This is a genomic window from Acidovorax sp. sic0104 (assembly GCF_019219095.1).
Taxonomy (GTDB): Bacteria; Pseudomonadota; Gammaproteobacteria; order Burkholderiales; family Burkholderiaceae_C; genus Acidovorax.
Map to the genome: position 1 here is coordinate 899879 of NZ_JAHUWH010000001.1, position 26953 is coordinate 926831.

At 67.3% G+C, this 26953-nt stretch carries 26 protein-coding genes; 9 read left to right on the forward strand and 17 right to left on the reverse strand.

The annotated features are described in order from the left end of the window. The first annotated feature begins 22 nt into the window (after positions 1-22). A complete protein-coding gene (locus tag KW835_RS04110) occupies positions 23-685 on the forward strand; it encodes a TetR/AcrR family transcriptional regulator (protein ID WP_218380979.1) in 663 nt (220 codons plus the stop codon). A gap of 76 nt (positions 686-761) precedes the next feature. After that, positions 762-1538 carry a hypothetical protein gene (locus KW835_RS04115; protein WP_218380980.1) on the forward strand — a complete coding sequence of 259 codons (777 nt, stop codon included), beginning with the start codon at positions 762-764 and terminating at the stop codon, positions 1536-1538. A gap of 83 nt (positions 1539-1621) precedes the next feature. Here KW835_RS04115 and KW835_RS04120 read toward each other — a convergent pair whose 3' ends face one another. Beyond that, positions 1622-2389 (reverse strand): type III pantothenate kinase, encoded by a 768-nt coding sequence (locus tag KW835_RS04120; RefSeq protein WP_218380981.1) that lies wholly within the window; start codon positions 2387-2389, stop codon positions 1622-1624. A 177-nt stretch (positions 2390-2566) separates the two neighbouring features. Here KW835_RS04120 and lysM point away from each other — a divergent pair, with 177 nt between their 5' ends. Next, positions 2567-3052, forward strand: a complete 486-nt coding sequence (gene lysM / locus KW835_RS04125) for a peptidoglycan-binding protein LysM (RefSeq protein ID WP_218380982.1) — start codon at positions 2567-2569, stop codon at positions 3050-3052. A gap of 226 nt (positions 3053-3278) precedes the next feature. On the opposite strand, the gene KW835_RS04130 is transcribed toward lysM, so the two are convergent. The 7 genes from KW835_RS04130 to KW835_RS04160 all read right to left on the reverse strand — a co-directional run bounded on the left by KW835_RS04130 (position 3279) and on the right by KW835_RS04160 (position 10965). Continuing rightward, complete coding sequence (locus tag KW835_RS04130) at positions 3279-3698, reverse strand: rhodanese-like domain-containing protein (RefSeq protein WP_218380983.1); 420 nt, start codon at positions 3696-3698, stop codon at positions 3279-3281. 135 nt (positions 3699-3833) lie between these two features. Next, on the reverse strand, positions 3834-4823 hold the full coding sequence (locus tag KW835_RS04135) for a M48 family metallopeptidase (protein WP_218381062.1): 990 nt from the start codon (positions 4821-4823) through the stop codon (positions 3834-3836). An 8-nt stretch (positions 4824-4831) separates the two neighbouring features. Then, positions 4832-5611 carry a 1-acyl-sn-glycerol-3-phosphate acyltransferase gene (locus tag KW835_RS04140; RefSeq protein WP_218380984.1) on the reverse strand — a complete coding sequence of 260 codons (780 nt, stop codon included), beginning with the start codon at positions 5609-5611 and terminating at the stop codon, positions 4832-4834. 56 nt (positions 5612-5667) lie between these two features. Further along, positions 5668-6279, reverse strand: a complete 612-nt coding sequence (gene gmhB, locus KW835_RS04145) for a D-glycero-beta-D-manno-heptose 1,7-bisphosphate 7-phosphatase (RefSeq protein ID WP_218380985.1) — start codon at positions 6277-6279, stop codon at positions 5668-5670. 52 nt (positions 6280-6331) lie between these two features. Then, the gene (glyS, locus tag KW835_RS04150; protein WP_218380986.1) at positions 6332-8476 is read right to left on the reverse strand and encodes a glycine--tRNA ligase subunit beta; all 2145 of its coding nucleotides are present in this window, start codon (positions 8474-8476) and stop codon (positions 6332-6334) included. 22 nt (positions 8477-8498) lie between these two features. Beyond that, a complete protein-coding gene (gene glyQ, locus KW835_RS04155; protein WP_056413984.1) occupies positions 8499-9404 on the reverse strand; it encodes a glycine--tRNA ligase subunit alpha in 906 nt (301 codons plus the stop codon). A gap of 490 nt (positions 9405-9894) precedes the next feature. Further along, entirely contained in the window at positions 9895-10965 is a 1071-nt protein-coding gene (locus tag KW835_RS04160) for a type II asparaginase (protein WP_218380987.1), read from the reverse strand. A 162-nt stretch (positions 10966-11127) separates the two neighbouring features. On the opposite strand from KW835_RS04160, the gene KW835_RS04165 reads away from it, so the two are divergent. Beyond that, positions 11128-12042 carry a LysR family transcriptional regulator gene (locus KW835_RS04165; RefSeq protein WP_218380988.1) on the forward strand — a complete coding sequence of 305 codons (915 nt, stop codon included), beginning with the start codon at positions 11128-11130 and terminating at the stop codon, positions 12040-12042. 160 nt (positions 12043-12202) lie between these two features. Here KW835_RS04165 and fabB read toward each other — a convergent pair whose 3' ends face one another. From fabB to KW835_RS04210, 9 genes are all read right to left on the reverse strand, one after another. Next, positions 12203-13429 (reverse strand): beta-ketoacyl-ACP synthase I, encoded by a 1227-nt coding sequence (fabB, locus tag KW835_RS04170; protein WP_218380989.1) that lies wholly within the window; start codon positions 13427-13429, stop codon positions 12203-12205. Beyond that, positions 13426-13947, reverse strand: a complete 522-nt coding sequence (fabA, locus tag KW835_RS04175; protein ID WP_218380990.1) for a 3-hydroxyacyl-[acyl-carrier-protein] dehydratase FabA — start codon at positions 13945-13947, stop codon at positions 13426-13428. Before fabA ends, fabB begins: the two co-directional genes overlap by 4 nt. 170 nt (positions 13948-14117) lie before the next feature. Next, positions 14118-15743, reverse strand: a complete 1626-nt coding sequence (gene lnt, locus KW835_RS04180) for an apolipoprotein N-acyltransferase (RefSeq protein ID WP_218380991.1) — start codon at positions 15741-15743, stop codon at positions 14118-14120. Further along, positions 15743-16630, reverse strand: a complete 888-nt coding sequence (locus KW835_RS04185; RefSeq protein ID WP_218380992.1) for a transporter associated domain-containing protein — start codon at positions 16628-16630, stop codon at positions 15743-15745. Before KW835_RS04185 ends, lnt begins: the two co-directional genes overlap by 1 nt. A gap of 119 nt (positions 16631-16749) precedes the next feature. Further along, the gene (locus KW835_RS04190; RefSeq protein ID WP_218380993.1) at positions 16750-17487 is read right to left on the reverse strand and encodes a GNAT family N-acetyltransferase; all 738 of its coding nucleotides are present in this window, start codon (positions 17485-17487) and stop codon (positions 16750-16752) included. Positions 17488-17876: 389 nt separating this feature from the next. Then, positions 17877-18854: a hypothetical protein gene (locus KW835_RS04195; protein WP_218380994.1), complete on the reverse strand. Its 978-nt coding sequence runs from the start codon at positions 18852-18854 to the stop codon at positions 17877-17879. Further along, positions 18854-19708, reverse strand: a complete 855-nt coding sequence (locus KW835_RS04200) for a hypothetical protein (protein WP_255593233.1) — start codon at positions 19706-19708, stop codon at positions 18854-18856. Before KW835_RS04200 ends, KW835_RS04195 begins: the two co-directional genes overlap by 1 nt. Further along, the gene (locus tag KW835_RS04205; protein ID WP_255593234.1) at positions 19705-20613 is read right to left on the reverse strand and encodes an ABC transporter ATP-binding protein; all 909 of its coding nucleotides are present in this window, start codon (positions 20611-20613) and stop codon (positions 19705-19707) included. Before KW835_RS04205 ends, KW835_RS04200 begins: the two co-directional genes overlap by 4 nt. A 60-nt stretch (positions 20614-20673) precedes the next feature. Next, a complete protein-coding gene (locus KW835_RS04210) occupies positions 20674-21156 on the reverse strand; it encodes an Lrp/AsnC family transcriptional regulator (protein WP_218380995.1) in 483 nt (160 codons plus the stop codon). Positions 21157-21320: 164 nt separating this feature from the next. On the opposite strand from KW835_RS04210, the gene KW835_RS04215 reads away from it, so the two are divergent. The 5 genes from KW835_RS04215 (at position 21321) to phhA (ending at position 26505) form a co-directional block, all read left to right on the forward strand. Then, positions 21321-22259, forward strand: coding sequence for a triacylglycerol lipase (locus tag KW835_RS04215; protein WP_218380996.1), 939 nt, complete (start codon positions 21321-21323; stop codon positions 22257-22259). 3 nt (positions 22260-22262) lie between these two features. Continuing rightward, positions 22263-23261 carry a lipase chaperone gene (locus KW835_RS04220; RefSeq protein WP_218380997.1) on the forward strand — a complete coding sequence of 333 codons (999 nt, stop codon included), beginning with the start codon at positions 22263-22265 and terminating at the stop codon, positions 23259-23261. 184 nt (positions 23262-23445) lie between these two features. Further along, positions 23446-24558: a 4-hydroxyphenylpyruvate dioxygenase gene (gene hppD / locus KW835_RS04225; RefSeq protein ID WP_218380998.1), complete on the forward strand. Its 1113-nt coding sequence runs from the start codon at positions 23446-23448 to the stop codon at positions 24556-24558. Positions 24559-24633: 75 nt separating this feature from the next. Continuing rightward, positions 24634-25602: a tripartite tricarboxylate transporter substrate binding protein gene (locus KW835_RS04230; RefSeq protein WP_218380999.1), complete on the forward strand. Its 969-nt coding sequence runs from the start codon at positions 24634-24636 to the stop codon at positions 25600-25602. Positions 25603-25665: 63 nt separating this feature from the next. Further along, entirely contained in the window at positions 25666-26505 is an 840-nt protein-coding gene (phhA, locus tag KW835_RS04235) for a phenylalanine 4-monooxygenase (RefSeq protein ID WP_218381000.1), read from the forward strand. The last annotated feature ends 448 nt before the right edge of the window (positions 26506-26953 follow it).

Below are 26953 nucleotides of genomic sequence, written 5' to 3' on the forward strand. Positions count from 1 at the left end.
GACGCGAAGAGGGCCCGCCCACATGGTGAAGAAAGCGCCGCGACGCACCGCAGAACGCATTCTGGAAGTCACGCTCGACCTGTTCAACCGGTTCGGCGAACCCAACGTCTCCACCACCCTCATCTCCGCCGAGCTGCGCATCAGCCCCGGCAATCTGTATTACCACTACCCCGCCAAGGACGAGCTGATCAACGCACTGTTCGACCGGTACGAACAGTCGCTGACCGAGCTGCTCGCCGCCGCCGATGGCGTGCGCAACGTGGAAGATGCGTGGTTCTTCATGCACACGCTGTTCGAGCTGATCTGGCAGTACCGCTTTCTGTACCGCGACCTCAACGACCTGCTGTCCAAGAACCGGCGCCTGGAGACGCATTTCCAGGCCATCCTCAAGAACAAGACACGCGCCGTGCGCGCCATGCTCGACGGCATGGGCCGCGCCGACGCGCTGCACATCGACACGCGTGAACTGGAGGCCACCGCCACCAGCATGGTGGTCGTGCTGACCTACTGGCTCAGCTTCGAATACGTGCGCGACCCGCGCCGGGCGCTGGAGCCCGAGAGCGCGCAGGCAGCGCTGCTGCGCGGCGCCCACCATGTGCTGAACCTGTTGATGCCCTACCTGGAAGCAGGCCAACGCGCACACCTGCTCGAACTTGTGGGGGCCTACGCGACACCGCCCGGCTGACACCGGCGCCCACCGCCAAAGCGCTACAGAGCCAGCCACCTATTTCACCAACAAGAACCTTCAGGAGACACAGACCATGCCCAAGTGGACCTCTTTCCCACATGCTGGTGAATACCCGCTCGACGCCGCGGGCGTCAAGAAGCAATGGGCCCGCCTGCACGCCGGCGATGCGGAAGCCTGTCCCAAGGACACGGCCGTGCTGGACGCCTGGGCGCTGTTCCACAGCGGCGATTTCGAGAAGGCCGCCGCCGCCGGCATTGCCGCGGGCGGGGCCGGCATCACCGTCGCCAACAAGGCCACGGCGATCTACGCCAATTACCTCGAGCCCAAGGAAAAGACCCGGCTCGACCTCTTCATGCAGGTGGCCGAGCGCGCCGAAGCGCAGGCCGCCGCGGAGCCCGGCAACGCCAATGCCTGGTACTGGCACGCCTACGCACTGGGCCGCTACAGCCAGGGCATCAGCGTGGCCAAGGCGCTGGCGCAGGGCCTGGGCGGCAAGGTGAAGGACTCACTGGAGAAAGCCATCGCGCTGTCGCCCAAACATGCCGACGCCCGCATCGCCCTGGGCGCCTTCCACGCCGAAGTGATCGACAAGGTGGGCTCGCTGATCGGCGGCATGACCTACGGCGCGAAGAAAGACACGGGCCTGAAGCTGTTTCAGGAAGCGCTCAAGATCAACCCTGGCTCGGCCATCGGGATGATCGAATACGCCAACGCGCTGGTCATGCTCGAAGGCGACAAGAAGATGAAGGAGGCCACCCAGCTGTACGAAAAGGCCGCCGCCAGCGAGCCGGCCGACGCCATGGAACGGCTCGATGTGGAAATGGCACGCGCGGAACTGGAGGAAGAGTAAGGTGGGGGGCACCTCCCCAAGGCGCCTCGCGCCCTCCCCGTGCCCCGAACCACTGCGTGATTCGGGATGGGGAAAAACCGCCCTCAGCCCCCGAAGCGCCGGGCGGCGATCTCCAGCAACCCGTCGAAGATCAGGTTGTCCACCAGCTCGAACGGACGGGTCATGCTGGGCGCCATCTTCCAGCCCGCGCCGCCGGTCATGAGGCAGGCGGGCTCTTCGCCACAGTGCTGGATCACGTGCTGCACCATGCGTTCCACCGCGCCGGCAATGGCGTAGGTGCCGCCGCTGGTCAGCGCATCGCTGGTGTTGGTGGGGAAAAGGCGCACTTCGCCGGTGGGCACGTGCAGGCCCGCCGTGCCGGACTCCAGCGCGCGCAGCATGATGCCGTGCCCGGGCAGGATCAGCCCGCCCATGAAGCGGCCTTGCGCATCGATGCATTCCACCGTGACCGCCGTGCCCACCATCACCACCACCAGCGGCCGTGCGGGCCCCTGGCGCAGCACGTGGTGGCGCGCGCCCACCATCGCCACCCAGCGGTCGGAGCCCAGGCGCGTGGGGTGGTCGTAGCCATTGATGAGGCCAGCCTCTTCCACGGAGGAGACCACCCAGGTGGGCTGCACGTCCCAGATCTCCATCTGCTCCTGCACGCGGCGCTTGACGGCGTCGCCCGCCACCACGCAGCCCAGCATGCGGTCAGGGTGGTCCAGCTGCGCCCAGTTGCCCTCGGCCAACCGGTCGATGTTGTCCAGGAATTCAGCGCCGTGGCCCAGCAAGTCAGCCCCGGGGCGGGGTGCGTCGTACAAGGCCCATTTGAGGCGGGTGTTGCCGACGTCGATGGCCAGAAAAGTCATGCAGCAGATTATCCTGAGTTTTGTCCCGCGACCTGCTTCGGCCGAGACATGACCTGCTGTTCGGTGCCTGGCAGCCGCATTGTCAGGAATCGTTTCACGCGCGTTTCTGACACGCTGCGCGGCGACTTTGCCGCTAAAGTGGGTCTCCCGTTCTTGTTCAACTCCAGGAGGTACGACATGGGTCTTTTCAGTTTCATCAAGGAAGCCGGCGAAAAACTGTTCGGCGGCAAGGACGCCCAGGCGGCCACGGCAGCAGCCCCCACGCAGGATGAACTCAACGCCAAGGCAGCCAAGGCCATCGAGACCTACATCGCGTCCCAGAACCTGGGAGCCAGCAACGTGCAGGTGGCCTTCGACGGCACGCAGGGCAAGGTCACCGTGAAGGGCACGGCCCCCACGCAGTCGGCCAAGGAAAAGGTCACCCTGTGCTGCGGCAACGTGGCCAGCGTGACCAGCGTGGAAAACCTGATGGACGTGACCAACCCCGAACCCGAGGCGCAGTACCACGACGTGGTGCGCGGCGACACGCTCTCGGCCATTGCCAAGAAGTTCTATGGCGACGCCAACAAGTACCCGGTGATCTTCGAGGCCAACAAGCCCATGCTGTCGCACCCCGACAAGATCTATCCGGGCCAGAAGCTGCGCATCCCTGGATTGAAGTAACCCCCCTGAGTCGCCTTCGGCGCCTTCCCCCCAAAGGGGGGACGCACCCCGTGGCCCGGCAGAGCCGGTTCCACGGGTGCTCTGGCGGAGGGCGGGGGTGGTGCGACAGATTGTGGGAACGGGGCCTCAACGAAGGCTGCCCCAGTAGCGCCGCAAGGCAAAATTCGAACCAAAATGGCTGCTACCGCTTGATAGACAAGCGCTGACAGCTATTTTTTTAGGAGCATCAGCCCTGCTTCCATGGCAGGCCGTGGAAGCGCCAGCCGCCGCGTGTGCCGCGGTGGCCCTCTGCGTCGGGGTCGCCTTCGAAGCCTTCGAGGATGTTGTAGGCGGTCAGGCCCAGTTCCGTGGCGCGGCGGGCGGCGGCGATGGAGCGCACGCCGCTGCGGCACAGCAGCACGGCGGGAGTGCCGGCGGGCACGGCGGCGCGGATCTGCGCGTCAAAGTCTGCGTTCATGGCCATGCCGGGCCACTGCTTCCAGGCCACGGCCGCGGCGCCGGGCACCTGGCCGACCCAGTCGCGCTCGGCGTCGCTGCGCACGTCCACCAGCACGGCCTGGCCGGCCTGTACCCATTGCCAGGCTTGCTGGGGCGTGATGTCGCCGGCGTAACCGTCGGCGGGCGTGAAAGTTTGGTTTTCGGTCATTGGTCAGTCCTTTCTAGGTTTCGGCACAGCGTTCAAATCGACGCAGCCCACGCGAGGGACGCCGAGCAAGGGCCGCCCCGCAGCAAGGGCGTCGTCCCCCTCAGGGGGAAGGTGCCGCAGGCGACTCAGGGGGAGTCACCATACAGGCGCGGGCTCCTCGCGCAGGTGGCTGCGCAGCTGCGCGTAGTCGGGCACCACCGTGGCCACTGTGTCCCAAAAGCGCGGGCTGTGGTCCATCACGCGCAGGTGGGCCAGCTCGTGCGCCACCACGTAGTCGATGACGGCCGGGCGGTAGTGCAGCAGGCGCCAGTTCAGGCGGATGGAGCCGTCGGACTTGGCGCTGCCCCAGCGGGTCTGTGCACTCGACAGGCGCAGGCTGGCCCAGCGCACACCCAGGAGCGGCGCGAAGTGGTCGAGCCGCGCGGTGAAGTGGCGGCGTGCATCACGCATGAGCCAGGCCTGCACGGCATCGCGGATCTGCGCGGGGCTGGCGCTGTGGGGCAGGCCGATGTGCAGGGTGCGCGTTGCGGGCGCTTCAGGCGCTCCTGGAGTTGCCGGCGCCGCCGGGTCCGCAGGCGCTGCAGAGGACACCAGCGCCCCGCCCTTCCCTGTGAACCCGTGGCTCGGGTCCAGCACCACCGTGAGCGGCTCGCCCAGGTACGGCAGCACAGCGCCATGGGCCCAGACGATGCGCCCGCCCTCCATGCGCTGCTGGCGCTCGCGGGCCTCGGAGAGCTTGCGCAGGATCCAGTCGGCCTTCTCGCGCAGCGCGGCGTCTACCGCCGAAAGCGTGACCCAGCTGGGTGCGCGCACCGCCAGGCCGTCGGCCCCCACGGTGAACCCGATGGTGCGGCGCCGCGCGCGTGTGAGGGCATAGGCCACCAGGGCGTCGCCCAGCAGCACTTGGCGATTGGATTGCGGGTGGCGGAACTCGGCGGGGTGCAGCAGCGAAGGCAGCGGCACCGCAGGCGGGTGGGCAGGCGGCAGCACCTTGCCAGCAGCGCCTGGCTGCGGCGTCGGTGCCGGTGAAGGCGCGGCAAACGGTGCAGGCGCGGGCGCCGCCACAGCGGGCGGTGCCAGGGGCGCATCGAACAGGTCCAGCGCCAGTTGCACAAGCCGCTGCATCACGGGGTTTACTTCTCGGTGGTGGCGGCGGCTGCTGCAGCGGGTGCCGCCGCAGGATACGCCTCGGGGTCCAGGCGGCGCATCTCGGCCTCGATCCAGGCCTCGACCTCTCGCATCAGCTCGTCGGGCTGGCGGCCGGCGCTGGGGATGGGCTTGCCGATGGACACGTCCACCACGCCTGGCCGCTTGATGAACGCCTTGCGCGGCCAGACCTTGGCAGAGGTGACGGCAATCGGTACCACCGGCGCGCCGGTGTCGATCGCAAGGCGCGTTCCACCTGTCTTGTAGTTGCCCTTCTGGCCCCGCTCGATGCGCGTGCCTTCCGGGAACATGATGATCCAGATGCCCTTGGCCAGCAGTTCCTTGCCTTGCTGCACGACCTTGTTGAAGGCCTGCGTGCGCTGGTTGCGGTCGATGTGGATCATGTCCAGCCGCCCGATGGACCAGCCGAAGAACGGAACGTGCAGCAGCTCTCGCTTGAACACGTAGGCCAGGGGGTGCGGCATGATCGACGGCATCAGGAAGGTCTCGTACGTGGACTGGTGCTTGACCAGCAGCACCGCTCCCGCGCTCTCGCCCTGCGGCAGATTCTCCATGCCCATCACGTTGGCACGCACGCCCAGGATCACCCGGGCACTGCTGATGCACAGCGACAGCCACGCCCGCGCAATGCGGTACAGGGGCCGGCCCCGCATGCCGAACAGCGAGCCCAGCATGATGGCCAGCGTGTAGGGCACCACGGTGATGCCCATCCAGAGAAAGTGAACGAGAGAGCGGATGAAAGCCATGTGTTGGAGTCTTTTGGGTCGTCAGCGCTTGCTGGGCAAACGCCGGCAGCTATCAATTAAATAGTGTCAGAGGAGCTGACGGCCGCAGCCGGCGCGGTGGGTGGTGCTGCTACGGGCACGGCTGGCAGCAGTTGGTCCACAAAGTCCTTCAGGCTGGCATGAAGCACGGTACCGGCAGGCATCCCCTCCGGGACAGCGCCCAAGGCGTCGATGTGCGCCGACTGGCCCGTGCACACCAGGTGCAGTTGCTGCGCCCCGGCCGCCGCGCCCGCCTGCAGGTGGACGGCGCAGCTGCCCACCACCTGCATGTCATGGCGTTCCACACCGTAGCGGTCGCAGATCTGCTCGAGCAGGCCCGGCGCGGGCTTGCGGCAGGCGCAATCCTCGTCAGGCGCGTGGGGGCAGTAGAACACCGCATCGATGCGCCCGCCCACGGCAGCCAGCTGGCGGTGCATCTTGGCGTGGATGGCGTTGATGGCCATCACGTCGAACAGCCCGCGCCCCAGCCCCGGCTGGTTGGTGGCCACCACCACGTGCCAGCCCGCGTGGTTGAGCCGCGCAATGGCTTCGAGCGCGCCCGGCACGGCCGTCCACTCGTCGGCGGTGGTGATGAAGTCCTCCCCCAGCGGGTTGAGGGTGCCGTCGCGGTCGAGGATGGCGAGTTTCATGGGGCTTGATTACCTTGTGAGAATCGCCAGCCTATCAGCTTGGGCCATCCGGTCAAACGGCCAGACGGGAAAGGTCGGCCACGCGGTTCATCGCGTTGTGCAGCATCTTGAGCAGGCCCAGGCGGTTCATCCGCACATCCAGCTGCTCGGCGTTGACCATGACGTCGTCGAAGAACGCATCCACCGGCGCGCGCAGCACGGCCAGGGTCTGCAGGCTGGCGGTGTAGTCGCCCGCGTCGAACTGCGCATTGGCCTCGGGCACGAAGCGCTGCAGCGCGGCGTACAGGTCCTGCTCGGCCTTTTCCTGCAGCAGCTCGGGGTTCACATGGGCGTCCACCGGGCCTTCGACTTCGGCCTTTTTCAGGATGTTGCCCACGCGCTTGTTGGCGGCGGCCAGCGCCGGGCTTTCGGGAAGCGCGGCAAAGGCGCGCACTGCTGCCAGCTGCTTTTCGACCAGGGCCAGGCGCTGCGGGCGCAAGGCCATGACGGCGTCCACTTCCTGCGCGCGGTAGCCCTGCTCACGCAGGCTGCCGGCGAGGCGGTCGTAGATGAAGTCGGCCAGGGGCGCCGATGCGTCGGTGATCTTGTCGCCGAACGCAGGCACGGCGCCGGCCAGCAAAGCGTTCAGGTCCAGGGGCAGATCTTTTTCGACCAGCATGCGGATCACGCCCAGCGCATGGCGGCGCAGCGCGAACGGGTCGCGGTCGCCCGTGGGCAGGTTGCCGATGCCGAACATGCCCACCAGGGTTTCCAGCTTGTCGGCGAGGGCCACCACCACACCAGCGGTGTTGCGCGGCAGCGCGTCGCCCGCAAAGCGCGGCTTGTAGTGGTCTTCAATCGCGTTTGCCACGGTCTCGCCCAGGCCGTCGTTGAGCGCGTAGTAGCCGCCCATGATGCCCTGCAGCTCGGGGAACTCGCCCACCATGTCGGTGACGAGATCGGTCTTGGCCAGTTGCGCGGCCAAGTCGGCGTCTTGCACCAGTTGCGCATCGCCCAGCTGCTGTGCGATGGCCTTGGCAATGGCGCGCACGCGCTCCACGCGCTCACCCTGCGTGCCCAGCTTGTTGTGATAAACCACCTTGCCCAGGCCCTCGACGCGCGAGGCCAGGGTCTTCTTGCGGTCCTGATCGAAGAAGAACTTCGCATCGGCCAGGCGCGGGCGCACCACGCGCTCGTTGCCGCCAGTCACGAAGCTGGTGTCCTCGGGGCTGATGTTGCTCACCACCAGGAACTTGTGGGTCAGCTTGCCTGCGGCGTCCAGCAACGGAAAGTACTTCTGGTTGGCCTTCATCGTGAGGATCAGGCATTCCTGCGGCACGCCCAGGAACTGTTCTTCAAACTGGCAGACGACCACGTTGGGGCGCTCGACCAGCGCGGTCACTTCGTCGAGCAGGGCTTCGTCCTCGATGGGGCGGGCGCCGTTGCCCACCTTGGCAGCGGCAGCGGCCAGCTGGCGGGCGATCTCGGCCTTGCGCTCGGCAAAGCTGGCGATCACGGCGCCGTCCTTCTTCAGCGTGGCGGCGTAGCTGTCTGCGTCGGCCAGCACCACGGGCGACACGGCGGCTTCAAAGCGATGACCGGTGGTGCTGTTGCCTGCCGTCAGGCCCAATGCCTTGACCGGCACCACAGCAGCGCCATGCAGCGCCACCAGGCCGTGCGCGGGGCGCACGAAGTTCACGCTGGTCCAGCCGGGCAGTTCGCAGTCGGTCTCGAGCTGGTAGCTCATGACCTTGGGGATGGGCAGCTTGGCAATGGCCTCCTGCAGCGCCTTCTGCAGGCCGTCCTGCAGCGTGGCACCGGGCACCACGCTGTCGTAGAACAGGGCCTCGGCCTTGCCGTCCTGCGCGCGCTTCAGGGCGGCGACAGCGGCTGCAGGGTCGGACACATCGGCGCCCAGGGCCTGCAGCTTCTTGAGCAGCGCGGGCGTGGCGTTGCCGCCGGCGTCGAGCCCCACGGTCACGGGCATGAGCTTTTGCTGCACGGCCTTGTCGGCCGCCTTGCCGGCCACGGTGGTCACGTGCGCGGCCAGGCGACGGGGCGAGGCAAAGGGCGTGACCACCGATGCGGCAGAGGCCAGGCCCTGCGCCTTGAGCTGGTCGCACAGCACGGTGGCAAAGGCATCGCCCAGTTTTTGAAGCGCCTTGGGCGGCAGCTCTTCGACAAACAGTTCTACGAGAAGGTTTTGGGTCGTCGTCATGTTCTTGTTCTCTTTCGTCCGCTCAGGCTGCCTTCTTGGCCATTTGCTCCACCCACTCGCGCGGCGCCATGGGGAAGCCCAGGCGCTCGCGGCTCTCGTAGTAGCTTTGCGCCACGGCACGGGCCAGGTTGCGGATGCGGCCGATGTACGCGGCCCGCTCGGTCACGCTGATCGCGCCGCGCGCATCCAGCAGGTTGAAGCTGTGCGCGGCCTTGAGCACCTGCTCGTAGGCGGGCAGCGCCAGCTGCTGCTCCATCAGGTACTTGGCCTGCTTCTCGTGCGCGTTGAAGGCGGTGAACAAGAAGTCCGCGTCGCTGTGCTCGAAGTTGTAGGTGGACTGCTCCACCTCGTTTTGCTTGTACACATCGCCGTAGCTCAGCGTGTCGGTCCACTTGAGGTTGTAGACGTTGTCCACGCCCTGCAGGTACATCGCCAGGCGCTCCAGGCCGTAGGTGATCTCGCCGGTGGCGGGCTTGCAGTCGATGCCGCCGACCTGCTGGAAGTAGGTGAACTGCGTCACCTCCATACCGTTGAGCCACACCTCCCAGCCCAGGCCCCAGGCGCCGAGCGTGGGGTTCTCCCAGTCGTCCTCGACGAAGCGGATGTCGTTCTTCTTGAGGTCGAAACCGAGGGCTTCGAGCGAACCCAGGTACAGCTCCAGGATGTTGGCCGGCGCGGGCTTCAGGACCACCTGGTACTGGTAGTAGTGCTGCAGCCGGTTGGGGTTCTCGCCATAGCGGCCGTCCTTGGGGCGGCGGCTGGGCTGCACGTAGGCGGCCTTCCAGGGCTCAGGGCCGATGGCGCGCAGGAAGGTGGCGGTGTGCGAGGTGCCGGCGCCCACTTCCATGTCGTAGGGCTGCAAGAGGGCGCAACCCTGCGCGTCCCAATAGGACTGCAGCTTCAGAATGATTTGCTGGAATGTCAACATGGCGTCTGTGGCACTGGCAAGCCAGGGCCGGGCAAGTAGGAGGAGAAAAAGAAAACGATGCCAAGCGTTGGCGCGACGCCTGCTGACCACCCCAGGCAGCACGGACGGGCATCGCACACGCGAACCGATCATTTTACGGCGCCGCAGCAAGGCCGCCCTGCAAACACCGCGACGCCAGCGCCAGTTGCTGCCAGCAGCCAGAGGTCCAAACCGCCCGCCCCATGAAAAAAGGCCAGGGCCCTCGTGGAGCCCCAGCCTTTCCAACCCATCCGCGCCGCCCATAAGCCACCGCGTGCAGGTGCCGCCCTTGCAGGCAACCATCGGCGCACAGCTGTGCGCCAAATCAATAAAAATCCGTCGCCCGACTCGCACAACCCAACGCCCAACTGGACGCGCCGTCATCGCGAGAGCACCCGTGGATCTGGCTTAGCCAGGCCACCGGGTGCGTCCCCCCTCCGGGGGGAAGGCGCGCAGCGACTCAGGGGGGGCTTCAATACTCCCAGAAAATGCGCTGCAGTTCCTTGCTGTCATTGGTCTTGGTCAGGGCCACCATCGCCAGGATGCGGGCCTTTTGCGGGCGCAGGTCGTGCGCCACCACCCAGTCGTACTTGTCATCGGGCTGCTCGGCATTGCGCAGCACGAAGCCGTCGGGCACGCGGGCCGAGCGGATGACCTGCACGCCCTTGCCGCGCAGGGCCTTGAGCGAGTCGACCGCCTGGGCAGCCACGGAGCCGTTGCCGGTGCCGGCGTGGACCAGCGCCTTCACGCCGGCCTTGCTGTAGGCCTCGATGCCGGTGGTGTTCATGTTGCCGTAGCCGTACACGATGTCCACGGCGGGCAGGGCCTGGATCTCGTCGATGTTGAACTCGGAGTTCGCTGTGTGGCGCTTGACGGGCGCACGGAACCAGTAGTTCCTGCCTTCCACCACCATGCCCAGCGGACCCCACTGGCTCTTGAAGGCCTCGGTCTTGATGTTGATGGTCTTGCTCACGTCGCGGCCGCTCTGGATCTCGTCGTTCATGGTGACGAGCACGCCCTTGCCGGCAGCGTCCTTGCTGGCGGCCACGGTCACGGCGTCGTACAGGTTCAGCGCGCCGTCGGCCGACAGGGCCGTGCCGGGGCGCATGGAGCCGACCACCACGATGGGCTTGCTGGTACGCACGACCAGGTTCAGGAAGTACGCGGTTTCTTCCAGCGTGTCGGTGCCGTGGGTGATGACGATGCCGTCCACATCGGCCTGCTTGGTCAGGGCCGAGACGCGCTGGCCGAGCTTGAGCAGATGCTCGTTGGTGAAGCTTTCGGACGCGATCTGGAACACCTGCTCGCCCGAGACCTTGGCGACGTTCGCCAGCTCGGGCAAGCCGGCCAGCAGCTTGTCCACCGGCACCTTGGCGGCGGCGTAGGTAGCGCTGTTGGCAGCCGACGCGCCGGCGCCGGCGATGGTGCCGCCCGTGGCCAGCACCACGACGTGGGGCTTGGCGGCCTGGGCCATGGCGACGGCGGACGCAGCCGACAGCAGCAGGCCAGCGAGCCAGCGGTGGGCAGGTGAAGAAATACGCATGGTGAAAAGTCTCCTGGGAACGATGTTGTCAATTCACGGCCCTGGCGGTGCCGCGCCGCTTTCGAGCGGTGGCGCATCCTATGAGAGATCCACGCACACTGATGCGGAATAATCAGCGCTCCCATGTGAATTTCATTCACACCTCGACATCAGGACGGATGCATGAATCTGCGGCAACTGGAAGTCTTTCAGGCAGTGCTTCAAACCGGCAACATGAGCGCCGCCGCACGGCTGCTGTGCATCACACCGTCCGCCGTGAGCAAGGCCGTGGCGCACACCGAACTGCAGTTGGGCTACCGCCTTTTCCTGCGCACCCCGGCGGGCCTCACCCCCACGCCGGAGGCGCAGGTGCTGGCCGCCGAATCGGCGGGCATCCACCGCCAGCTCGATGCCCTGCGCCGCACGGCCCGCAACCTGGCAGCCAGCGACACGGGCGACGTGCGCATGGCCGCGATCCCGGCTGTGAGCCATGAGTTCTTGCCGCAGTTGCTGCAGCAGCACGCGCTGCGCTACCCCCAGGTGGGCGTGGAGGTGCGCACCATCCACCAGGACCAGATGACCCAGGCCCTGCTCACGCGCAGCGTGGACTTCTGCCTGGGTTTCTACAAGCACCCGCACCCGCAGATCGGCAGCGACCTGCTGGTGAGCGGGCGCATGTACCTGGCCGTGGCCGAGGCGCTGTGGAGCCGCGCGCCACGTGCCGCCTCGCGCAGCGCCCGGCTGGCGCAGGTGCCGGTGATCCGGCTGGTGGGCGACGACCCCATGCGGCAGTCCATCGACGAGATCGCGCAGCGCCTGGGCACGCCGGCCGGCCCCGGCATCCAGGTGCAGACATCACGCCTGGCGCTGGAGCTGGTGCGCCTGGGCATGGGCTGGACGGTGGTGGATTTTCTGACCGCCACGCGCCTGGACCCGGCCAGCATGGTCACATTGGAGCTGCACGAACTGCCGCCCATGTCGCTGTACAGCTACCACGCACGCTCGTCGCCGCCGGGCCTGCAGGCCACGCGCATGCTGGCGATGCTGCCGGGTGTGCTGCACGCAGCCCTCTCGGGCCAGTCTCCTCGGCGGGCATAAAAAAAACCGCACACCCGTGGGCCGGGTGGCGGGTTGTCACAGCTATCGCGAGGCAGCCGTGCCAGGGTTACCTGGCCGCTGCGGCTGCGCCCCCTGCCCGAATCGCTCGGCAATTCGAAAGAAGAAGCGGGAAAGGCGCGAAGCGCCCCAGGACGATCGCTCAAGCACTCCAGCGGCGCAGCACCAGGCTGGCGTTGGTGCCGCCGAAACCGAAGCTGTTGGACAGCACGGTGGTCAGCGCGGCATCCCGCGTCTGCGTGACCAGCGGCATCGTGCCCAGCGCGGGGTCGGGCGTTTCCACGTTGGCCGAACCTGCGATGAAGCCCTTGTTCAGCATGATCATGCAGTAGATGGCCTCCTGCACACCGGTGGCACCCAGCGAGTGGCCGGTAAGCGACTTGGTGGACGAGAACGGCGGCACGTTGTCGCCGAACAGCGCCTGCATGGCGCGCACTTCCTGCATGTCGCCCACGGGCGTGGAGGTGCCGTGCGTGTTGATGTAGTCGATGGGGGCATTGAGGCCCTCCATCGCCTGCTGCATGCAGGCAATGGCGCCGTCGCCCGACGGGGCCACCATGTCTTCGCCGTCGCTGGTGGCGCCAAAGCCCACCACTTCTGCCAGGATGGTGGCACCGCGTGCCTGGGCGTGCTCCAGGCTCTCCAGCACCACGGCGCCGCCGCCGCCGGCGATCACGAAGCCGTCACGGTTGGCGTCGTAGGCGCGCGAGGCCTTCCCGGGCGTGTCGTTGTACTTGCTGGACATGGCGCCCATGCCATCAAACAGCAGCGACATGCCCCAGGACAGCTCTTCGCCGCCGCCCGCGAACATCACATCCTGCATGCCCCAAGCGATCTGCTGCGCGGCCGCGCCAATGCAGTGCGCCGACGTGGAGCAGGCCGACGTGATGGAGTAGTTGATGCCCTTGACCTTGAAGTTGGTGGCCAGGCACGCGGACACGGTGGAGCTCATGCAGCGCGTGACCTGGTAGGGGCCCACGCGCCGGATGCCCTTCTCGCGCAGCGTGTCGGCCGCCTCGATCTGGTTGTCGGGCGAGCCGCCGCCCGAGCCCATGATGAGGCCGGTGCGCGGGTGGCTGACCTGCTCAGGCGTCAACCCCGCCTGCTTGATGGCGTCTTCCAGAGCGATCTGCGCGTACGCCGCAGCATCGCCCATGAAGCGCAGTTGCTTGCGGTCGATGCGCGATTCGATATCGATCTCGGGTGCGCCGCCCACCTGGCTGCGCAGGCCCAGCTCCTTGAATTTCTCGACGGCCTTGATGCCGCTGGTGCCCGCCCGCAGCGAGGCTTCCACGGTGTCCAGATCGTTGCCGATGCACGAGACGATGCCCGCACCGGTAATGACTACGCGCTTCTTGGTCGTGGTCATGCTGCGTCCTTGTCGTCACCCTCGCGCTTGAACAGCCCCACGCGAAGGTCGTTGGCCACATAGATTTCCTTGCCATCGGCAAGCAGGCGGGCATCGCCGATCGCCATGACCAGCTTGCGCTTGATCACACGCTTGATGTCGATCTCGTAGGTGACGAGTTTCACATCGGGGCCGACCTCGCCGGTGAACTTCACCTCGCCCGCGCCCAGCGCGCGGCCCCGGCCCGGCAGCTTCAGCCAGGTCAGGTAGAAACCGATCAGCTGCCACATGGCATCGAGCCCCAGGCAGCCAGGCATGACCGGGTCACCCTGGAAGTGGCATGCAAAGAACCACAGGTCAGGCTTCACGTCCAGTTCAGCGCGGATCTTTCCCAGCCCGTGCTCGCCCCCGTCGCTGTCGATGTGCGTGATGCGGTCGAACATCAGCATGGGCGGCAGCGGCAGGCGCCCGCTGTCGGCGCCGAACAGCCGGCCCTCACCCGAGGCGATCAGTTGTTCGTAGGAAAAGGAATCAGCCATCTTCAGTCGTGCTCCAGAACGGCGGGTCAGCCCGCCTCAAATCATCGTTGTAACCAACACAAAACCAGCACAAGCCCCCGCTTGTGGGGCTCCATTATCAAGGCAGCAGGCGCCCCAGCGCGTTTTGGCCTACCTGGGTGCCGGGGCTCCCTGCTGCGCGCTGACGTGGATCAAGCCCCGTCCACCGTCCGCCGCCGCCGGGCCACCGCCGCAAAGACCACCGCCACGCCGCCCAGTATCCACAGCGGCCACAGCCCCCAGCGTGACACCCACCACGCGTACGGCGTGATCGCCCAGCCCTCTGCCGCATCCAGCCCGCGGCCCCTCACCCCGCCGTGCAGCACACCGCGGGTGTGGCGCTCCAGCGCGTGTGTGACCACGCCCCGGTGGTCGATGATGGCCGTGGCGCCGGTATTGGTGGCGCGCACCATGGGGCGCTCGAACTCCAGCGCCCGCATGCGGCTGATCTGCAGGTGCTGATCGATGGCCACGGTGTTGCCGAACCAGCCGATGTTGCTGAAGTTAACGAACACCGTGGGCGCCTGGGCCGGGTCGATAAAGCGCGCCCCCAGCTCTTCGCCGAACAGATCCTCGTAGCAGATGTTGGGCGCGATGCGCTGCCCCGCCCACGCAAACGACGGCTGACCCACGGCGCCCCGGTTGAAGTCCCCGAGCGGGATGTCCATCATCGCGGTGAACCACTTGAAGAACGGCGGGATGAACTCGCCAAAGGGCACCAGGTGATGCTTGTCGTAGCGGTAGGGCGCGCCGGGCGGGGCCACGCCGGCCCCCATGCCCAGCACCGAATTGGTGTAGCCCACGGTCTCGTCACCCAGCGGAATACCCACCAGCGCCGCCTGCGGCCCCTGGGCATAGCGCTTCTGAATGCCCTCCAGGTAGCCCGGAATGAGCTGCTGGGGCAGCAGCGGAATCGCCGTTTCGGGCGCCACGACGAGGTCGGCCTGGGCCTCCTGCAGCCGGTCGGCATACCACTTGAGGGCCACCGGCACGCCACTGCCCTGCTGGAACTTCTCGTCCTGCGGAATGTTGCCTTGGAGCAACTCCAGGGTCAGGGGTTTGGACTGCGGGTGTGCGGGCGTATGGCACAGGTTGACTGCGCAGTGGCGGCCCGAGGCGGCAGCAGCCAGCGCACCGGCCGCCACCAGCGCAAGAGCCCACGTGCGCCAGCGGACCAGGTCCGCGCTGCGCAGCTGCACCACGTACATCGCCACCACCGCCGCCACGGCCCCCACGCCATAGACGCCCACATGGCGCGCCAGGGGCGCCAGGGGGCCGTCGACGTGCGCGTAGCCCCCGGCACCCCACGGAAAGCCCGTCCACAGGGTGCCGCGCGCGAGCTCGGCCAGCAGCCAAATTGCTCCGAAAAATATAGCACTCAGCGCACGACTGGAAAGCGATAGACGGCAAAAAATGCCCAAACCCGCCGCGTAGTAACTGCCCAGGAACGCCGCCAGCCCGAGCACGGCCGCCACGGCCAGGGGTGTGGCCAGGCCGCCGTAGGTGTGCATGGAAATGAACAGCCACCAGAACGTGCCTGCCAGCCAGGCCGTGGCAAACAGCGCGCCGGTCACCGCGCCGCGTCGCCAGGCAATGCTCTGATCGGGGGCCGGGCGCACCAGCCAGGCCAGCACGGCCATCGACAGCAGTTGCAGCCACCACAGGGGTTCGCCGCCCACGGGCCACGCCAGCGATGCGGCCTGGGCGAGGCCTGCGGCCACCGCAAGCACGGCCTGCGGGACCAGCGGCAGCCCCGCAGGCAATCGGGCGCGCGCCATCACTCGCTGCTGGCGCCGGGCTCTTCGGCCCGCGACACCTTGAACCAGCGCACCGCCCCGCCCTTGGTGTGCAGCACGACGAAGTTCAGGCCCGACAGCTGCAGGTGCTCGCCGCGCTTGGGCACGTGGCCCATCTCGTGGGCGATGAGGCCGCCGATGGTGTCGAAATGCTCCTCGGGGTCGCTGCCCTGGATCAGAACGTCGAACGCCTCGCAGACGCGCTCGATCGAGGTGTCGCCGCTCACGCGGTAGGTGTGGTCGGCCAGACCGAAGATGTCGCCATCGTCCTCGGGAATGTCGAACTCGTCTTCGATCTCGCCGACGATCTGCTCGAGCACGTCCTCGATGGTGATGAGCCCCGCCACACGGCCGAACTCGTCGATCACCACGGCCAGGTGGCTGCGATTGCCGCGGAACTCGCGCAGCAGGTCATACAGCCCCTTGCTCTCGGGCACGAACACCGCCGGGCGCAGCAGCGCGCGAATGTTGAGCTCGGGCGCCCGCTGCAGCTTGAGCAGGTCCTTGGCCAGCAGGATGCCAATGATGTTCTCGCGTTCGCCCTGGTATACCGGAAAGCGCGAATGCGCGGTGTGGATGACGAGGTTGAGCAGATCTTCGAACGGCGCCTCGATGTTGATGAGGTCCATCCGCGGCGCCGCGACCATGACGTCGCCGGCCGTCATGTCGGCCATGCGGATCACGCGCTCCAGCATCACGCGCGCCTCGGCGCCGATGACCTCGTTGTCTTCGGCCTCGGCCAGGGTCTCGATGAGTTCTTCCGTGGAGTCCGGCCCAGGGTGGATGAACTCGACCACTTTCTGCAGGAAGGTGCGCTTGTCTTCCCTTTCGGGCGGTCGCCCGGTGTGGGCGGGGTGCGGGTCAGACACTGTCTTGACGTGCGTAGTGGATCAGGCCCCTAGGATAGCGGATTGTCGTGACAGGGCCTGCACCGGCCCGGTTCACGGGTTTGCTGCTGCCGTGGCTGCGGCCCGCAGGCCCGGCCGCGTCACTCCGCCGACTGGTGGCGTGCATGCTGCACGCCGCTGCGCACTTCCTGCACGTTGGCCAGGAAGTCCCAGAACTGCTTGGCCTGCTTCTTGAGCTGGTAGTCCACCTCGGCGAACTGCTGCTCGACCATCTCGGCCACGCGGGTGTCGAAGCTCGCAGGCGGAATCTGCAGATAGGCCTCGGACTCCGAACCGTCGCGGCGCACGGTGGCGCCCGCGTTGCGCGCGATCTTGAGCATGGCGGTGTTCTCGGACAGCGCGTGGATGAAGACCATGTTCACACCCTCGTTGCGCGCATGCATCACGGCGCGCTCGAACAGCCGCGCGCCAAAGCCGCGGCCACGGGCCTGCTTGAGCACGGACACGCCGAACTCGGCGCAGTGCTTGTGCTCGGGGTGTTCGGAGAACGCCAGGTGCGCCATCGCGATGAGTTCGAGGCGGCGGTTGTAGATGCCGAAGATCTCGTCGCGGTTGAAGTCGAGCTGTTCGGCATAACGGCGGATCTGCTCGTCGTTGGCGGCGTAGCCGAACCGCAGGTAACGGTCGGACGGCTCGAGCTGGAGCAAATGCTGGGTGATCCGTTCGCGGTACGAAGGGCCCAGGGCGCGGATTGGAACCATCACGGGCACCTCCTGCTTGGCGCGGTGTTCAGCCGCAGTGGGAGCACCCGTCACGGGGCGCAGCATGCCCCTGCCTGCGTGCCAGGATGCCTTGAGCCAGTCTTTCGTTGCGAACATGGCAGCAAATATAAGGGTTTTCCCTAGGGATTTCCAGCATTTTCTGCTGCGCTGCAACAAAGTAGTGAGGCAACTCAAATACCTTTCAAAATTGCTCACCAGCCTTTGATGCGCCTACGCAAAACGCTACCAAAAACGGAGCACCACGCACCCGGTCCAGCTCCGCAACGTCACCGAAGCGACTTCGCCGGGCGGGTGTGGCAGCCCCCAACCCTGCACTTGGCTCCACCTGGCTGCACCTGGGCGCGGGGCGCTCGCAGCCGACAACGGGAGCTCCAGCGTACCTCCGCCACCGCCGAAGGGCAACCGCAGGAACCCGCTCTGCCGCAGGCGTTTCACTTTGCCGCGCACCGGGCGCAGGGCCGCCGCATTGCCGCGCGGCGTGCTTGCTATCGGCCCTGAGGGCGGCCGCCGCCAGTGGGCACCAGGTCCAGCGGCGTGGAGGGCCCCGGCGTCGGACCGGGGCCGCTGGCGACAGCACAGCCACCGCCGTCCGAATGCCCGGCCGCGTTGCTTGCGAGGCGCAACACCCCGGCCCGGTCCACCGACAGCGCCACGCCGTCGCCCAGGTGCAACTCGAGGTTGCGCAGCCGCTCGGTGTCCTTGAGCACGACCTGTCCCATCTCGGCCGCGATGCGCACGGACTGCATGGCGCCCGCCATAACCTCCAGCGAGGCGTCCCGCCCGCGCTGGGCCCGCTCCTCGCAGGCGGCCGCATCCCGCCCAGCCGGCACCCGGGCACACCGCCCGCACAGCGTGGACTGCAGGTCAAGGTGTGCGACCTGGCCCCGCACCTCCACGGACCGGCCCGAAACCCTCAGGCGCTCCAAGGGTTCAAGCGCCTCCACCAGGGCGTGGGACAGCGCAAGGCTCTGGAACTGCGGCGGCAGCGTGATCTCGCGTATCCACATGTCGCCATCGTCGCCATCGCCCTCGGAGTGCTCTGCACCGCGCGCGCGCACCGCAGGCAGCCAGCGCAGCACCAGGGTGTCGCCCTCGCGAACTGCCGCAATCGGCGGCTCGGGACGGGCTTCTGCCGCGTTCTCGGCCGGTTTGCGCGTGCTTCTGCGCAGGCCGTCGTAGCGGTTTTGCAGGGTCAGCGCCACCTCGCTCGCCCCGCCCAGCACCACCCGCGTCTGGGGCGCGTAGCCTTGCGTCTCGCCGGGGTCTCCTTCGATGCGCAAATGTGTCACCCCGGCAAGTTGCGCCGCATGCACGGCGTAGGTGCGCTCGGCGCCCTCCAGGTCCTTGAAGCGATCCAGGCCGCTCAGGGCCAGCAAGCCCCAGAACACCACCCAGATACCGGCGAAAAACCATGGTCCCCTGGGGCGCGGGGCGGCTGCAGCACGGGGTTCCAACTGCGCCATCACGCCAGCTCCTTCTCGCGCAGGTGCTGGTAGGTCTGCCCCCACAGCAGCAGGGGCAACACCAGCCAGAGCGCCGCGTTCAGCGCATGCAGGGCCAGGCCTCCCGATCCCGCGCGGCCGGACCACCAGGCAAAGAGCACTTCGTGCCGCGCGTCGGACACGATGCCAGTCATCACCGTGATGACGAACAGCACCACGCCCAGCGCCAGCGTCTTGAGCATGGCCGCCCGGCGAAAGTACAGCGAGCCCGTGACCGCCACGGCCTGCAGCGCCCAGGCGGCGATGAAGAAGCCCCACTGCTGCGGAATGCTCAGCAGCGATTCGCGCAGCGGCGGGCGAACCAGGGGCACGAACAGGGCGTAGTTCTGCGGGTCCACCGAAGTGGTCTTGAGCCACGCCGCCCGCAAGGCCAGCGCCACGCCCTGGGCCGGCCACGAGATCGCCAGGAACAGCAGCGTGTAGCACAGCGGATACGCCACCGCGACGACCACCACGCACAGCAGCCATTTCTCCAGCACGGAGGCCGGCCGCATCAGGGCCAGCAACGCGGATTCGCGCCGCGCCATGCCGTCGAAGTACCGGCCGGCGAACACGAAGCCGGTGAGGTACAGCCCCCAGAAGTAAAAAGCCGACTGCCCGCCGGTCGAGAACGCCTCGCCGCGCGAGAGGCTCAGGGTAACGAGCAGCAACACGCCGTACAGCAAGCCGGTCACCGCCAGGTGGCCCAGGTATTGCCGCAGGTGCTCTGCCCAGTGCGCCCGTGCCAGGAGCACGAAGCGGTTCCACGAAAAATGCGGGCTGCCGGCGGGAGCCCGCGGCGCGGACAAGGGGGCGGGCGAGGATGGGGAATTCATGCGTGCTCCTCCCCGTGCGCCGGGGCATCGTGCAGCGGGGCCAGGGCCTGCAGCACCGTGTCGCGGTTCAGGCTGAGCGCCTTGTACAAAAGCTCCAGCTGGACCGCGCTCCCCGACGGCGCGGGCTCGCCCGGCGCCCCGTCGCCGCGCAGCGCCACATAGGCCAGCTGGTGCCCGATGCGCTCCTGGTACAGCAGCGCGCCCTCGGCCTGTGCGCGTGCGGCTTCTTCATCGTGCGCCACGCCCATGGACAGCAGGCGCGCCAGGTCGTCCATGCGCGCGGACAGCGCGAGCCGCCCCTGGTCGATGAACCAGATGTGGCTCAGGATGCTCTCCAGGTCGTGCGCCTGGTGGGTGCTGATCAGCACCGCGCGGTGCGCGTGTTCGGGGCGCTGCAGCAGCTTGCGAAACTGCGCGCGGCCCACGATGTCCAGGCCATTGGTGGGCTCGTCCATCAGCAGCAACGGGGTGCCCGTGGCCAGCGCAAAGGCGATGGCGGCCTTCTTCTTCTGCCCCAGGCTCATGGACTCGAAGCGCTCCGTCTGCGGCACCTCGAAATGCGCCAGGTACTCGCTCAGCAGGTCGGTGGAGAAACGGGGGTAGAACACCCCCTGGGTCGCCGCCAGCTGCGCGCACGTGAGGTTGGGCAGGTGAAACTCTTCCGGGACGATGTAGATGGCGGCGAGGAGGTCCGCCGCGCGCTCGCGCGGGTTGCGCCCCAGCACCTCGATACGCCCGGACCAGGGCGTGAGCAGGCCGCACAGCAGCTTGAGCAGCGTGGACTTGCCGCTGCCGTTGCGCCCAAAAAGCCCGTAGATGCCGGGCTGCTCCACGCGCGCCGCAAAGCCCTGGTACAGCAGGTGGCGGCCATAGCCGAACTGCAGGTCATCGATTGAAATCATCATGCTGTGAACCGCCCTCCCGCGGCCCCGGGCGCGATGCCATGCCCCGGTGCGCGCGGATTGTCACACGGGCACGGCGGTGGTCGCCTTCACGCGGTCGAGCACGAAACTCGTCTTGCAGTCCTGCACGCTCGGGTGCTTGAGCAGTGTGTCCATGATGAAGCGGCTGTAGTGCGCCATGTCGGCGACCACCACGCGCAGCAGGTAGTCCATCTCGCCGGTGAGCGACGCGCACTCCACCACCTCAGGCCAGGTCTGCACGCTCGCGCGAAACAGGTCCATGGGGTTGCGCTTGTGGCTTTCGGTGTGCTTTTCAAGCCGCACGTTGAGATAGGCCGTCAGGCCCAGCCCCACCGCCTCGGGCGGGACCAGGGCCACGTAACGCTCGATCACGCCGCTGTCCTCCAGCCGCTTCACGCGGCGCAGCACCGCGCTGGGCGACAGGCCCACCTGTTCGCCGATGACGTCGTAGGTTTCGCGGCCATTTTGCTGCAGGCGGCGCAGGATGGCGCGATCGAGCTTGTCCAATGCGTCAAAGGCTTTCATGGCGCAGGATTCTATGAACTGCGGCGCTTTCGCGCTGACCACATTGCGGGCACGGGTATGTCCCGATAGTGACAAGGGCTTCTCCCACGAAGAATGAATTCCGCAAAAACGAACGATCGTTCTTTTTTGCAAATACAAGAAATCACATCAACGGAGACAAACACATGACCGGATTTTTGAGCCGCTTTCTGCGGCGACTGGTGCTGGCGGCGACTGCGGGGCTGCTGCTGGCGGGTGTGGGCGCGCAGGCGCAAACGGGCTACACGCAGACGCGCTACCCCATCGTGCTGGTGCACGGGCTGTTCGGCTTTGACTCGGCGCTGGGCATCGACTACTTCTACGGTATCCCGGACGCCCTGCGCCAGGGCGGCGCCAAGGTCTACGTGGCGCAGGTCTCTGCCGCCAACAGCAGCGAGGTGAGGGGCGAACAACTGCTGGCGCAGGTCAAGACCATCCTCGCGATCACGGGCGCAGGCAAGGTCAACCTGGTCGGCCACTCGCACGGCGGGCCCACCACCCGCTATGTGGCGGGCGTGGCCCCGCAGCTGGTGGCCTCGGTGACCTCCATCGGGGGCGTGAACAAGGGCTCGCGCGTGGCCGACATCCTGCGGGGGGTGGCGCCTGCGGGCTCGGTCTCGGAGGCCGTGGCCAACAGCGCGGCCAAGGCGCTGGTGGCGTTGATCAACCTGACCTCCGGCGGCACGGGCCTGCCCCAGATGCCCACGGCCGCCCTCGATTCCCTGACCACACGCGGGCTGGCAGACTTCAACCGCCGCTTCCCGCAAGGCCTGCCCAGCGGCTGCGGCAGCGGCGCCGAGCTGGTCAACGGTGTGCGCTACTACTCGTGGACGGGCACGCAGCCCCTGACCAACGTGCTCGACGCGAGCGACGGCCTGCTCAGCGTGCTGAGCCTCACCTTCGGAGAAGCCAATGACGGCCTGGTGTCGGCCTGCTCGTCGCGCCTGGGCAAGCACCTGGGCGACTACCGCCAGAACCACCTGGACGAGGTGAACCAGCTGGTGGGCCTGCGCGACTGGTTCTCCACCGACCCGGTGACGCTGTACCGCCAGCACGCCAACCGGCTCAAGGCTCAGGGCCTGTAAGCCATGCAGCGCACCCGTGTGATCGCAGGGGCTGCGGCCCTGGCCGCCTTGGCCGGCGCCGCTCTTTGGTGGCTCGGCCCCACGGCGGAGCCGGGTGCGCAAGGCCCGGGCCAGGGTGCATGGGACGCCGGCGCGCACGGCGAGGCAGGGGCAGGCCCGGGCGCCATCGCGCCGGGCCGGGTGGCACAGGGCAGCGTCCTCGGGCCCTCTCCACAGGGTGCCCCCGCCGACTCCACCGATCCCCTGCTGGTGCACGGGCTGCGCGACACCCTCGAAGCCATGCTGCTGGAAGCGGGCGATGCCAGCGACCCCTCGGCACTCAAGCAGCGGCTTGCCGCGCTGGTCGGGCGGCACTTCCCGCCCGCGCTGGCCGCACGCGCGCTGGCGCTGGCCGAGCGTTATGTGGACTACCGCGTTGCACTGGGCCGGCTGGACGCTCGCGCACCGCAAGACCTGGCGGACCCACGCGCGCTGCGCGACACCATGGAAGCGCGGCACAAGGTGCGCCAGCAGTTCTTCGACGGCGCCGAGTACGACGCGCTCTTCGCCCGCGAGGCCGAGCTGGACCGCTACACCCTGGCACGCCTGGAGATCGCACGCAACGCCAGCCTCACCCCCGACCAGCGGGCCCAGGCCCTGCAGGCGGCAGACAACGAACTCCCGCCGGAGCGCCGCGCAGAACGCGCGGCCTCCACCGAACACATGGCGGCGGCTGCGCAGACCGCTGCCTTCAATGCGCAGAACGCGAGCGACCTCACACGCCACCAGGCGCGCAGCGCCCAGTACGGCGAAGCCGCCGCCCACGCGCTGGCGCAGCTGGACCGCGAGGAGCAGCACTGGCAGCAGCGGCTCGACCAGTACAGCCAGGCCAGCGCCCGGCCAGGCAGCGACAGCGCCGCGCTGGCGAAGCTGCGCCAGCAACTGTTCACCAGCGATGAGCAGCAGCGCGTTGACGCAGCGCTGGCCCTGCGCAGGCTGGGCAGCCAGCCCTCGGGCTCCTGAGCGCCACGCCACAACACAGGGTCATCTGCGGCCGAAGCGCTCCCAGAGTGCGCAAAATTTTGATCATTCACAAGATTCCTGCAAATCAGACTGCCAGCGGTCTTGATTTCGCCAGAAACATGAGGCAGTGCGCGCCTACAGTCCTTGACATTCCTCATCCCCCACGAATGCCGGAGACAAGCCCATGAACGCCGCCCTGCCGCAAGAAACCGCCGCCCAGCTCGAAGCCTGGGACAACCCCATGGGCCTGATGGGCTTCGAATTCGTCGAATTCACTTCGCCCACACCCGGCGTGCTGGAAGCCGTGTTCGAAAAGCTGGGCTTCACGCTCGTGGCCAAGCACCGCTCCAAGGACGTGGTGCTGTACCGCCAGAACGGCATCAACTTCATTCTCAACCGCGAACCCCACAGCCAGGCGGCCTACTTCGGCGCCGAGCACGGCCCCTCGGCCTGCGGCCTGGCCTTTCGCGTCAAGGACGCCCACAAGGCCTACAACCGCGCGCTCGAACTGGGCGCCCAGCCCATCGACATCCCCACCGGCCCCATGGAGCTGCGCCTGCCCGCGATCAAGGGCATCGGCGGCGCGCCGCTGTATCTGATCGACCGTTTTGAAGACGGCAAGTCCATCTACGACATCGACTTCGAATTCATCGAAGGCGTGGACCGCCGCCCCGTGGGCCACGGCCTGAACCTCATCGACCACCTCACGCACAACGTGTACCGGGGCCGCATGGGCTTCTGGGCCAACTTCTACGAGAAGCTGTTCAACTTCCGCGAAATCCGCTACTTCGACATCCAGGGCGAGTACACGGGCCTGACGTCCAAGGCCATGACCGCGCCCGACGGCAAGATCCGCATCCCGCTGAACGAAGAGTCCAAGCAGGGCGGCGGGCAGATCGAAGAATTCCTCATGCAGTTCAACGGCGAAGGCATCCAGCACATCGCGCTGATCTGCGACAACCTGCAGGACGTGGTGGACAAGCTGGGCATGGCCGGCGTTTCACTGGCCACCGCGCCCAACGACGTCTACTACGAGATGCTGGACACCCGCCTGCCCGGACACGGCCAGCCGGTGGCCGAGCTGCAGTCGCGCGGCATCCTGCTGGACGGCACCACGGCCGACGGCACGCCGCGCCTCTTGCTGCAGATCTTCTCCACGCCCATGCTGGGCCCCGTGTTCTTCGAGTTCATCCAGCGCGAGGGCGACTACCGCGACGGTTTTGGCGAGGGCAACTTCAAAGCGCTGTTCGAATCGCTCGAACGCGACCAGATCCGCCGGGGCGTGCTCAACACCTAAGACATCAGACATCCCCTGGGTTAACCCTGGGCAGGTGCCTATACTGCGCGCTCCCCGGAACTCAAAAGGATCCCGATGTCGCTCCGTACCACCTTGCTGTCCAGCCTCGTCCTGGCTGGCGCAGCCGCGCCCGCCCTGGCACAGAATCCCGCCGCCCCGCTCACCATCGTGGTCCCCTACCCTGCAGGCGGCCCGCTCGACATCTCGGCCCGCATCGTGGCCGAGGGCACGACCCAGCTGGGCGCCATCACGGTAGAGAACAAACCAGGTGCCGGCGGCAACACGGGCGCCGACCAGGTCGCCAAGGCGGGCAAGAACAGCAACCAGGTACTGATGGGCGCTGTGGCCACCCACGCGGTGAACCCCTGGCTGTACAAGAACTTTCCCTACAACCCCATCAAGGACTTCAAACCCCTGGTGCTGGTGGCGCGCACGCCCAACGTCCTGGTGGTGAACGCGCAGAACGCCGCCAAGCTCGGCATCAAGACCACGCCGGACCTGGTGCAGTACCTCAAGAAGAACCCGAACCAGTTCAAGTACGGCTCGGGCGGCAACGGCAGCATCGGCCACATCGCGGCCGAGATGTTCGAGTCGCTCACCAACACCAAGATGGACCACACGCCGTTCCAGGGCTCCAAGCCCGCGCTGGCGGCGCTGGAGTCCGGCCAGGTGCTGCTCGTGTTCGACAACCTGGCCTCGGCCCTGCCGCAGATCCAGTCGGGCAAGTTCCTGGCACTGGGCGTGACCACCCTGAGCCGCAACGAGGCGCTGCCCAACGTGCCCAGCATCAACGACAGCGTGCAGGGCTTCAACGTGTCCACCTGGTTCGGTTTGTTCGCCCCGGCCTCGCTGCCCGACGCGGACGCACGCCGATACGCCAGCGCCTTCGCGACCGCCATGCATTCGCCCGCTGGCAAGGAGAAGTTCAAGAAGATGGGCATCACGCCCGAAGAGCTCACGCTCGACACGTTTGCGCAGTTCGTGCGCTCGGAAAACAGCAAGTACGAGTTCCTGATCCGGGCCGCAAAAATCAAGATCGATTAGCAGCCGCCAGGGCAGGTGCGCGCCACCCCGGCGCGCGGTCATGGCGGCAAGGAGTAAAAGAAAATGGGACAAGCCCCTGTCGTCTATGGCCAATCCGCCCGCCCGCCACGCGGCGACTACTCGCGCGCCAGCGAGGACTACACCTGCACGCAGGATTACGCGAGCTACACCGCCGCCGACCACGACACCTACCGTCGCCTGTACGAGCGCCAGCGCGCGCTGCTGCCGGGCCTGGCCAGCCAGGCGTTCATCGACGCCCTGCCCTCGCTGGGCGCGAGCGACCGCATCCCCCGGTTCGAAGAGGTCAATGAACGCCTCTGCAAAGCCACCGGCTGGGAGCTGGTGGGTGTGCCGGGCCTGATCCCTGAAGTGCCTTTCTTCACGCTGCTGGCCAACCGCAAGTTCCCGGTGACGGACTGGATCCGCAGGCCCGAGGAGTTCGAGTACATCGTCGAGCCCGACATCTTTCACGACCTGTTCGGCCACGTGCCGCTGCTGTTCAACCCGGTGTTCGCCGACTATGTGCAGCGCTATGGCCAGGGCGGGCTGAAGGCACAGGGCCTGGGGTCGTGCGAGATGCTGAGCCGGCTGTACTGGTACACCATCGAGTTCGGACTGATCCGCGAGGCGGGGCAGATACGGGCGTACGGCGCGGGGATCCTCAGTTCATCCGGAGAACTCGCTTACTCGGTGCAGAGCCCTGAACCCCAGCGCATTCCACTGCAGCTTGAGCGGACGATGCGCACGCGCTACAAGATCGATACATACCAGCAGACGTACTTTGTGATCGACAGTTTCGAGCAGTTGTTCGAGATGACGGCAGCGGACTTTGCGCCCATCTATGAGCGGCTCAAGGGGCTGCCGGAGTTTGCGGCGGATGAGCGGGAGATGGTGGGGGCCTGAGGTGGTGGGCGGCACTGAGGTTGAATGTGCTGGCCCGGGGCGGCGTTCCGTCCGGGCTGAGCCCATGGAGGCCTGGGCCTACGCCCCCCGCCCGTTCAGGCTGAGCCTGTCGAAACCGGGGCGCCTCACCCCTACCCGTTCGGGCTGAGCTTGTCGAAACCGGGGCGCCTCACTCCCGCCCGTTCGGGTTGAGCTTGTCGAAACCGGGGCGCCTCACCCCCGCCCGTTCGGGTTGAGCTTGTCGAAACCGGAGCGCCTCACCCCGCCCGTTCGGGTTGAGCTTGTCGAAACCGGGGCGCCTTACCCCCCGCCCGTTCGGGTTGAGCTTGTCGAAACCGGGGCGCGCTCGCGGGCTCGCTGATGCGCAGCATGCCTGGTTCAAGGGCGGAGGCCGGGAGTCGCCCGGCGGCGAGTGTCTTTCTTTTGCTTCGCCAAAAGAAAGGCACCA

What these genes read in the sequence shown, in the direction of transcription:
- KW835_RS04110 (WP_218380979.1), top strand. Translation starts at nt 23, where the DNA reads ATGGTGAAGAAAGCGCCGCGACGCACCGCAGAACGCATTCTGGAAGTC.
- KW835_RS04115 (WP_218380980.1), top strand. Translation starts at nt 762, where the DNA reads ATGCCCAAGTGGACCTCTTTCCCACATGCTGGTGAATACCCGCTCGAC.
- KW835_RS04120 (WP_218380981.1), bottom strand. Translation starts at nt 2,389, where the DNA reads ATGACTTTTCTGGCCATCGACGTCGGCAACACCCGCCTCAAATGGGCC.
- lysM (WP_218380982.1), top strand. Translation starts at nt 2,567, where the DNA reads ATGGGTCTTTTCAGTTTCATCAAGGAAGCCGGCGAAAAACTGTTCGGC.
- KW835_RS04130 (WP_218380983.1), bottom strand. Translation starts at nt 3,698, where the DNA reads ATGACCGAAAACCAAACTTTCACGCCCGCCGACGGTTACGCCGGCGAC.
- KW835_RS04135 (WP_218381062.1), bottom strand. Translation starts at nt 4,823, where the DNA reads ATGCAGCGGCTTGTGCAACTGGCGCTGGACCTGTTCGATGCGCCCCTG.
- KW835_RS04140 (WP_218380984.1), bottom strand. Translation starts at nt 5,611, where the DNA reads ATGGCTTTCATCCGCTCTCTCGTTCACTTTCTCTGGATGGGCATCACC.
- gmhB (WP_218380985.1), bottom strand. Translation starts at nt 6,279, where the DNA reads ATGAAACTCGCCATCCTCGACCGCGACGGCACCCTCAACCCGCTGGGG.
- glyS (WP_218380986.1), bottom strand. Translation starts at nt 8,476, where the DNA reads ATGACGACGACCCAAAACCTTCTCGTAGAACTGTTTGTCGAAGAGCTG.
- glyQ (WP_056413984.1), bottom strand. Translation starts at nt 9,404, where the DNA reads ATGTTGACATTCCAGCAAATCATTCTGAAGCTGCAGTCCTATTGGGAC.
- KW835_RS04160 (WP_218380987.1), bottom strand. Translation starts at nt 10,965, where the DNA reads ATGCGTATTTCTTCACCTGCCCACCGCTGGCTCGCTGGCCTGCTGCTG.
- KW835_RS04165 (WP_218380988.1), top strand. Translation starts at nt 11,128, where the DNA reads ATGAATCTGCGGCAACTGGAAGTCTTTCAGGCAGTGCTTCAAACCGGC.
- fabB (WP_218380989.1), bottom strand. Translation starts at nt 13,429, where the DNA reads ATGACCACGACCAAGAAGCGCGTAGTCATTACCGGTGCGGGCATCGTC.
- fabA (WP_218380990.1), bottom strand. Translation starts at nt 13,947, where the DNA reads ATGGCTGATTCCTTTTCCTACGAACAACTGATCGCCTCGGGTGAGGGC.
- lnt (WP_218380991.1), bottom strand. Translation starts at nt 15,743, where the DNA reads ATGGCGCGCGCCCGATTGCCTGCGGGGCTGCCGCTGGTCCCGCAGGCC.
- KW835_RS04190 (WP_218380993.1), bottom strand. Translation starts at nt 17,487, where the DNA reads ATGTTCGCAACGAAAGACTGGCTCAAGGCATCCTGGCACGCAGGCAGG.
- KW835_RS04195 (WP_218380994.1), bottom strand. Translation starts at nt 18,854, where the DNA reads ATGGCGCAGTTGGAACCCCGTGCTGCAGCCGCCCCGCGCCCCAGGGGA.
- KW835_RS04200 (WP_255593233.1), bottom strand. Translation starts at nt 19,708, where the DNA reads ATGAATTCCCCATCCTCGCCCGCCCCCTTGTCCGCGCCGCGGGCTCCC.
- KW835_RS04205 (WP_255593234.1), bottom strand. Translation starts at nt 20,613, where the DNA reads ATGATGATTTCAATCGATGACCTGCAGTTCGGCTATGGCCGCCACCTG.
- KW835_RS04210 (WP_218380995.1), bottom strand. Translation starts at nt 21,156, where the DNA reads ATGAAAGCCTTTGACGCATTGGACAAGCTCGATCGCGCCATCCTGCGC.
- KW835_RS04215 (WP_218380996.1), top strand. Translation starts at nt 21,321, where the DNA reads ATGACCGGATTTTTGAGCCGCTTTCTGCGGCGACTGGTGCTGGCGGCG.
- KW835_RS04220 (WP_218380997.1), top strand. Translation starts at nt 22,263, where the DNA reads ATGCAGCGCACCCGTGTGATCGCAGGGGCTGCGGCCCTGGCCGCCTTG.
- hppD (WP_218380998.1), top strand. Translation starts at nt 23,446, where the DNA reads ATGAACGCCGCCCTGCCGCAAGAAACCGCCGCCCAGCTCGAAGCCTGG.
- KW835_RS04230 (WP_218380999.1), top strand. Translation starts at nt 24,634, where the DNA reads ATGTCGCTCCGTACCACCTTGCTGTCCAGCCTCGTCCTGGCTGGCGCA.
- phhA (WP_218381000.1), top strand. Translation starts at nt 25,666, where the DNA reads ATGGGACAAGCCCCTGTCGTCTATGGCCAATCCGCCCGCCCGCCACGC.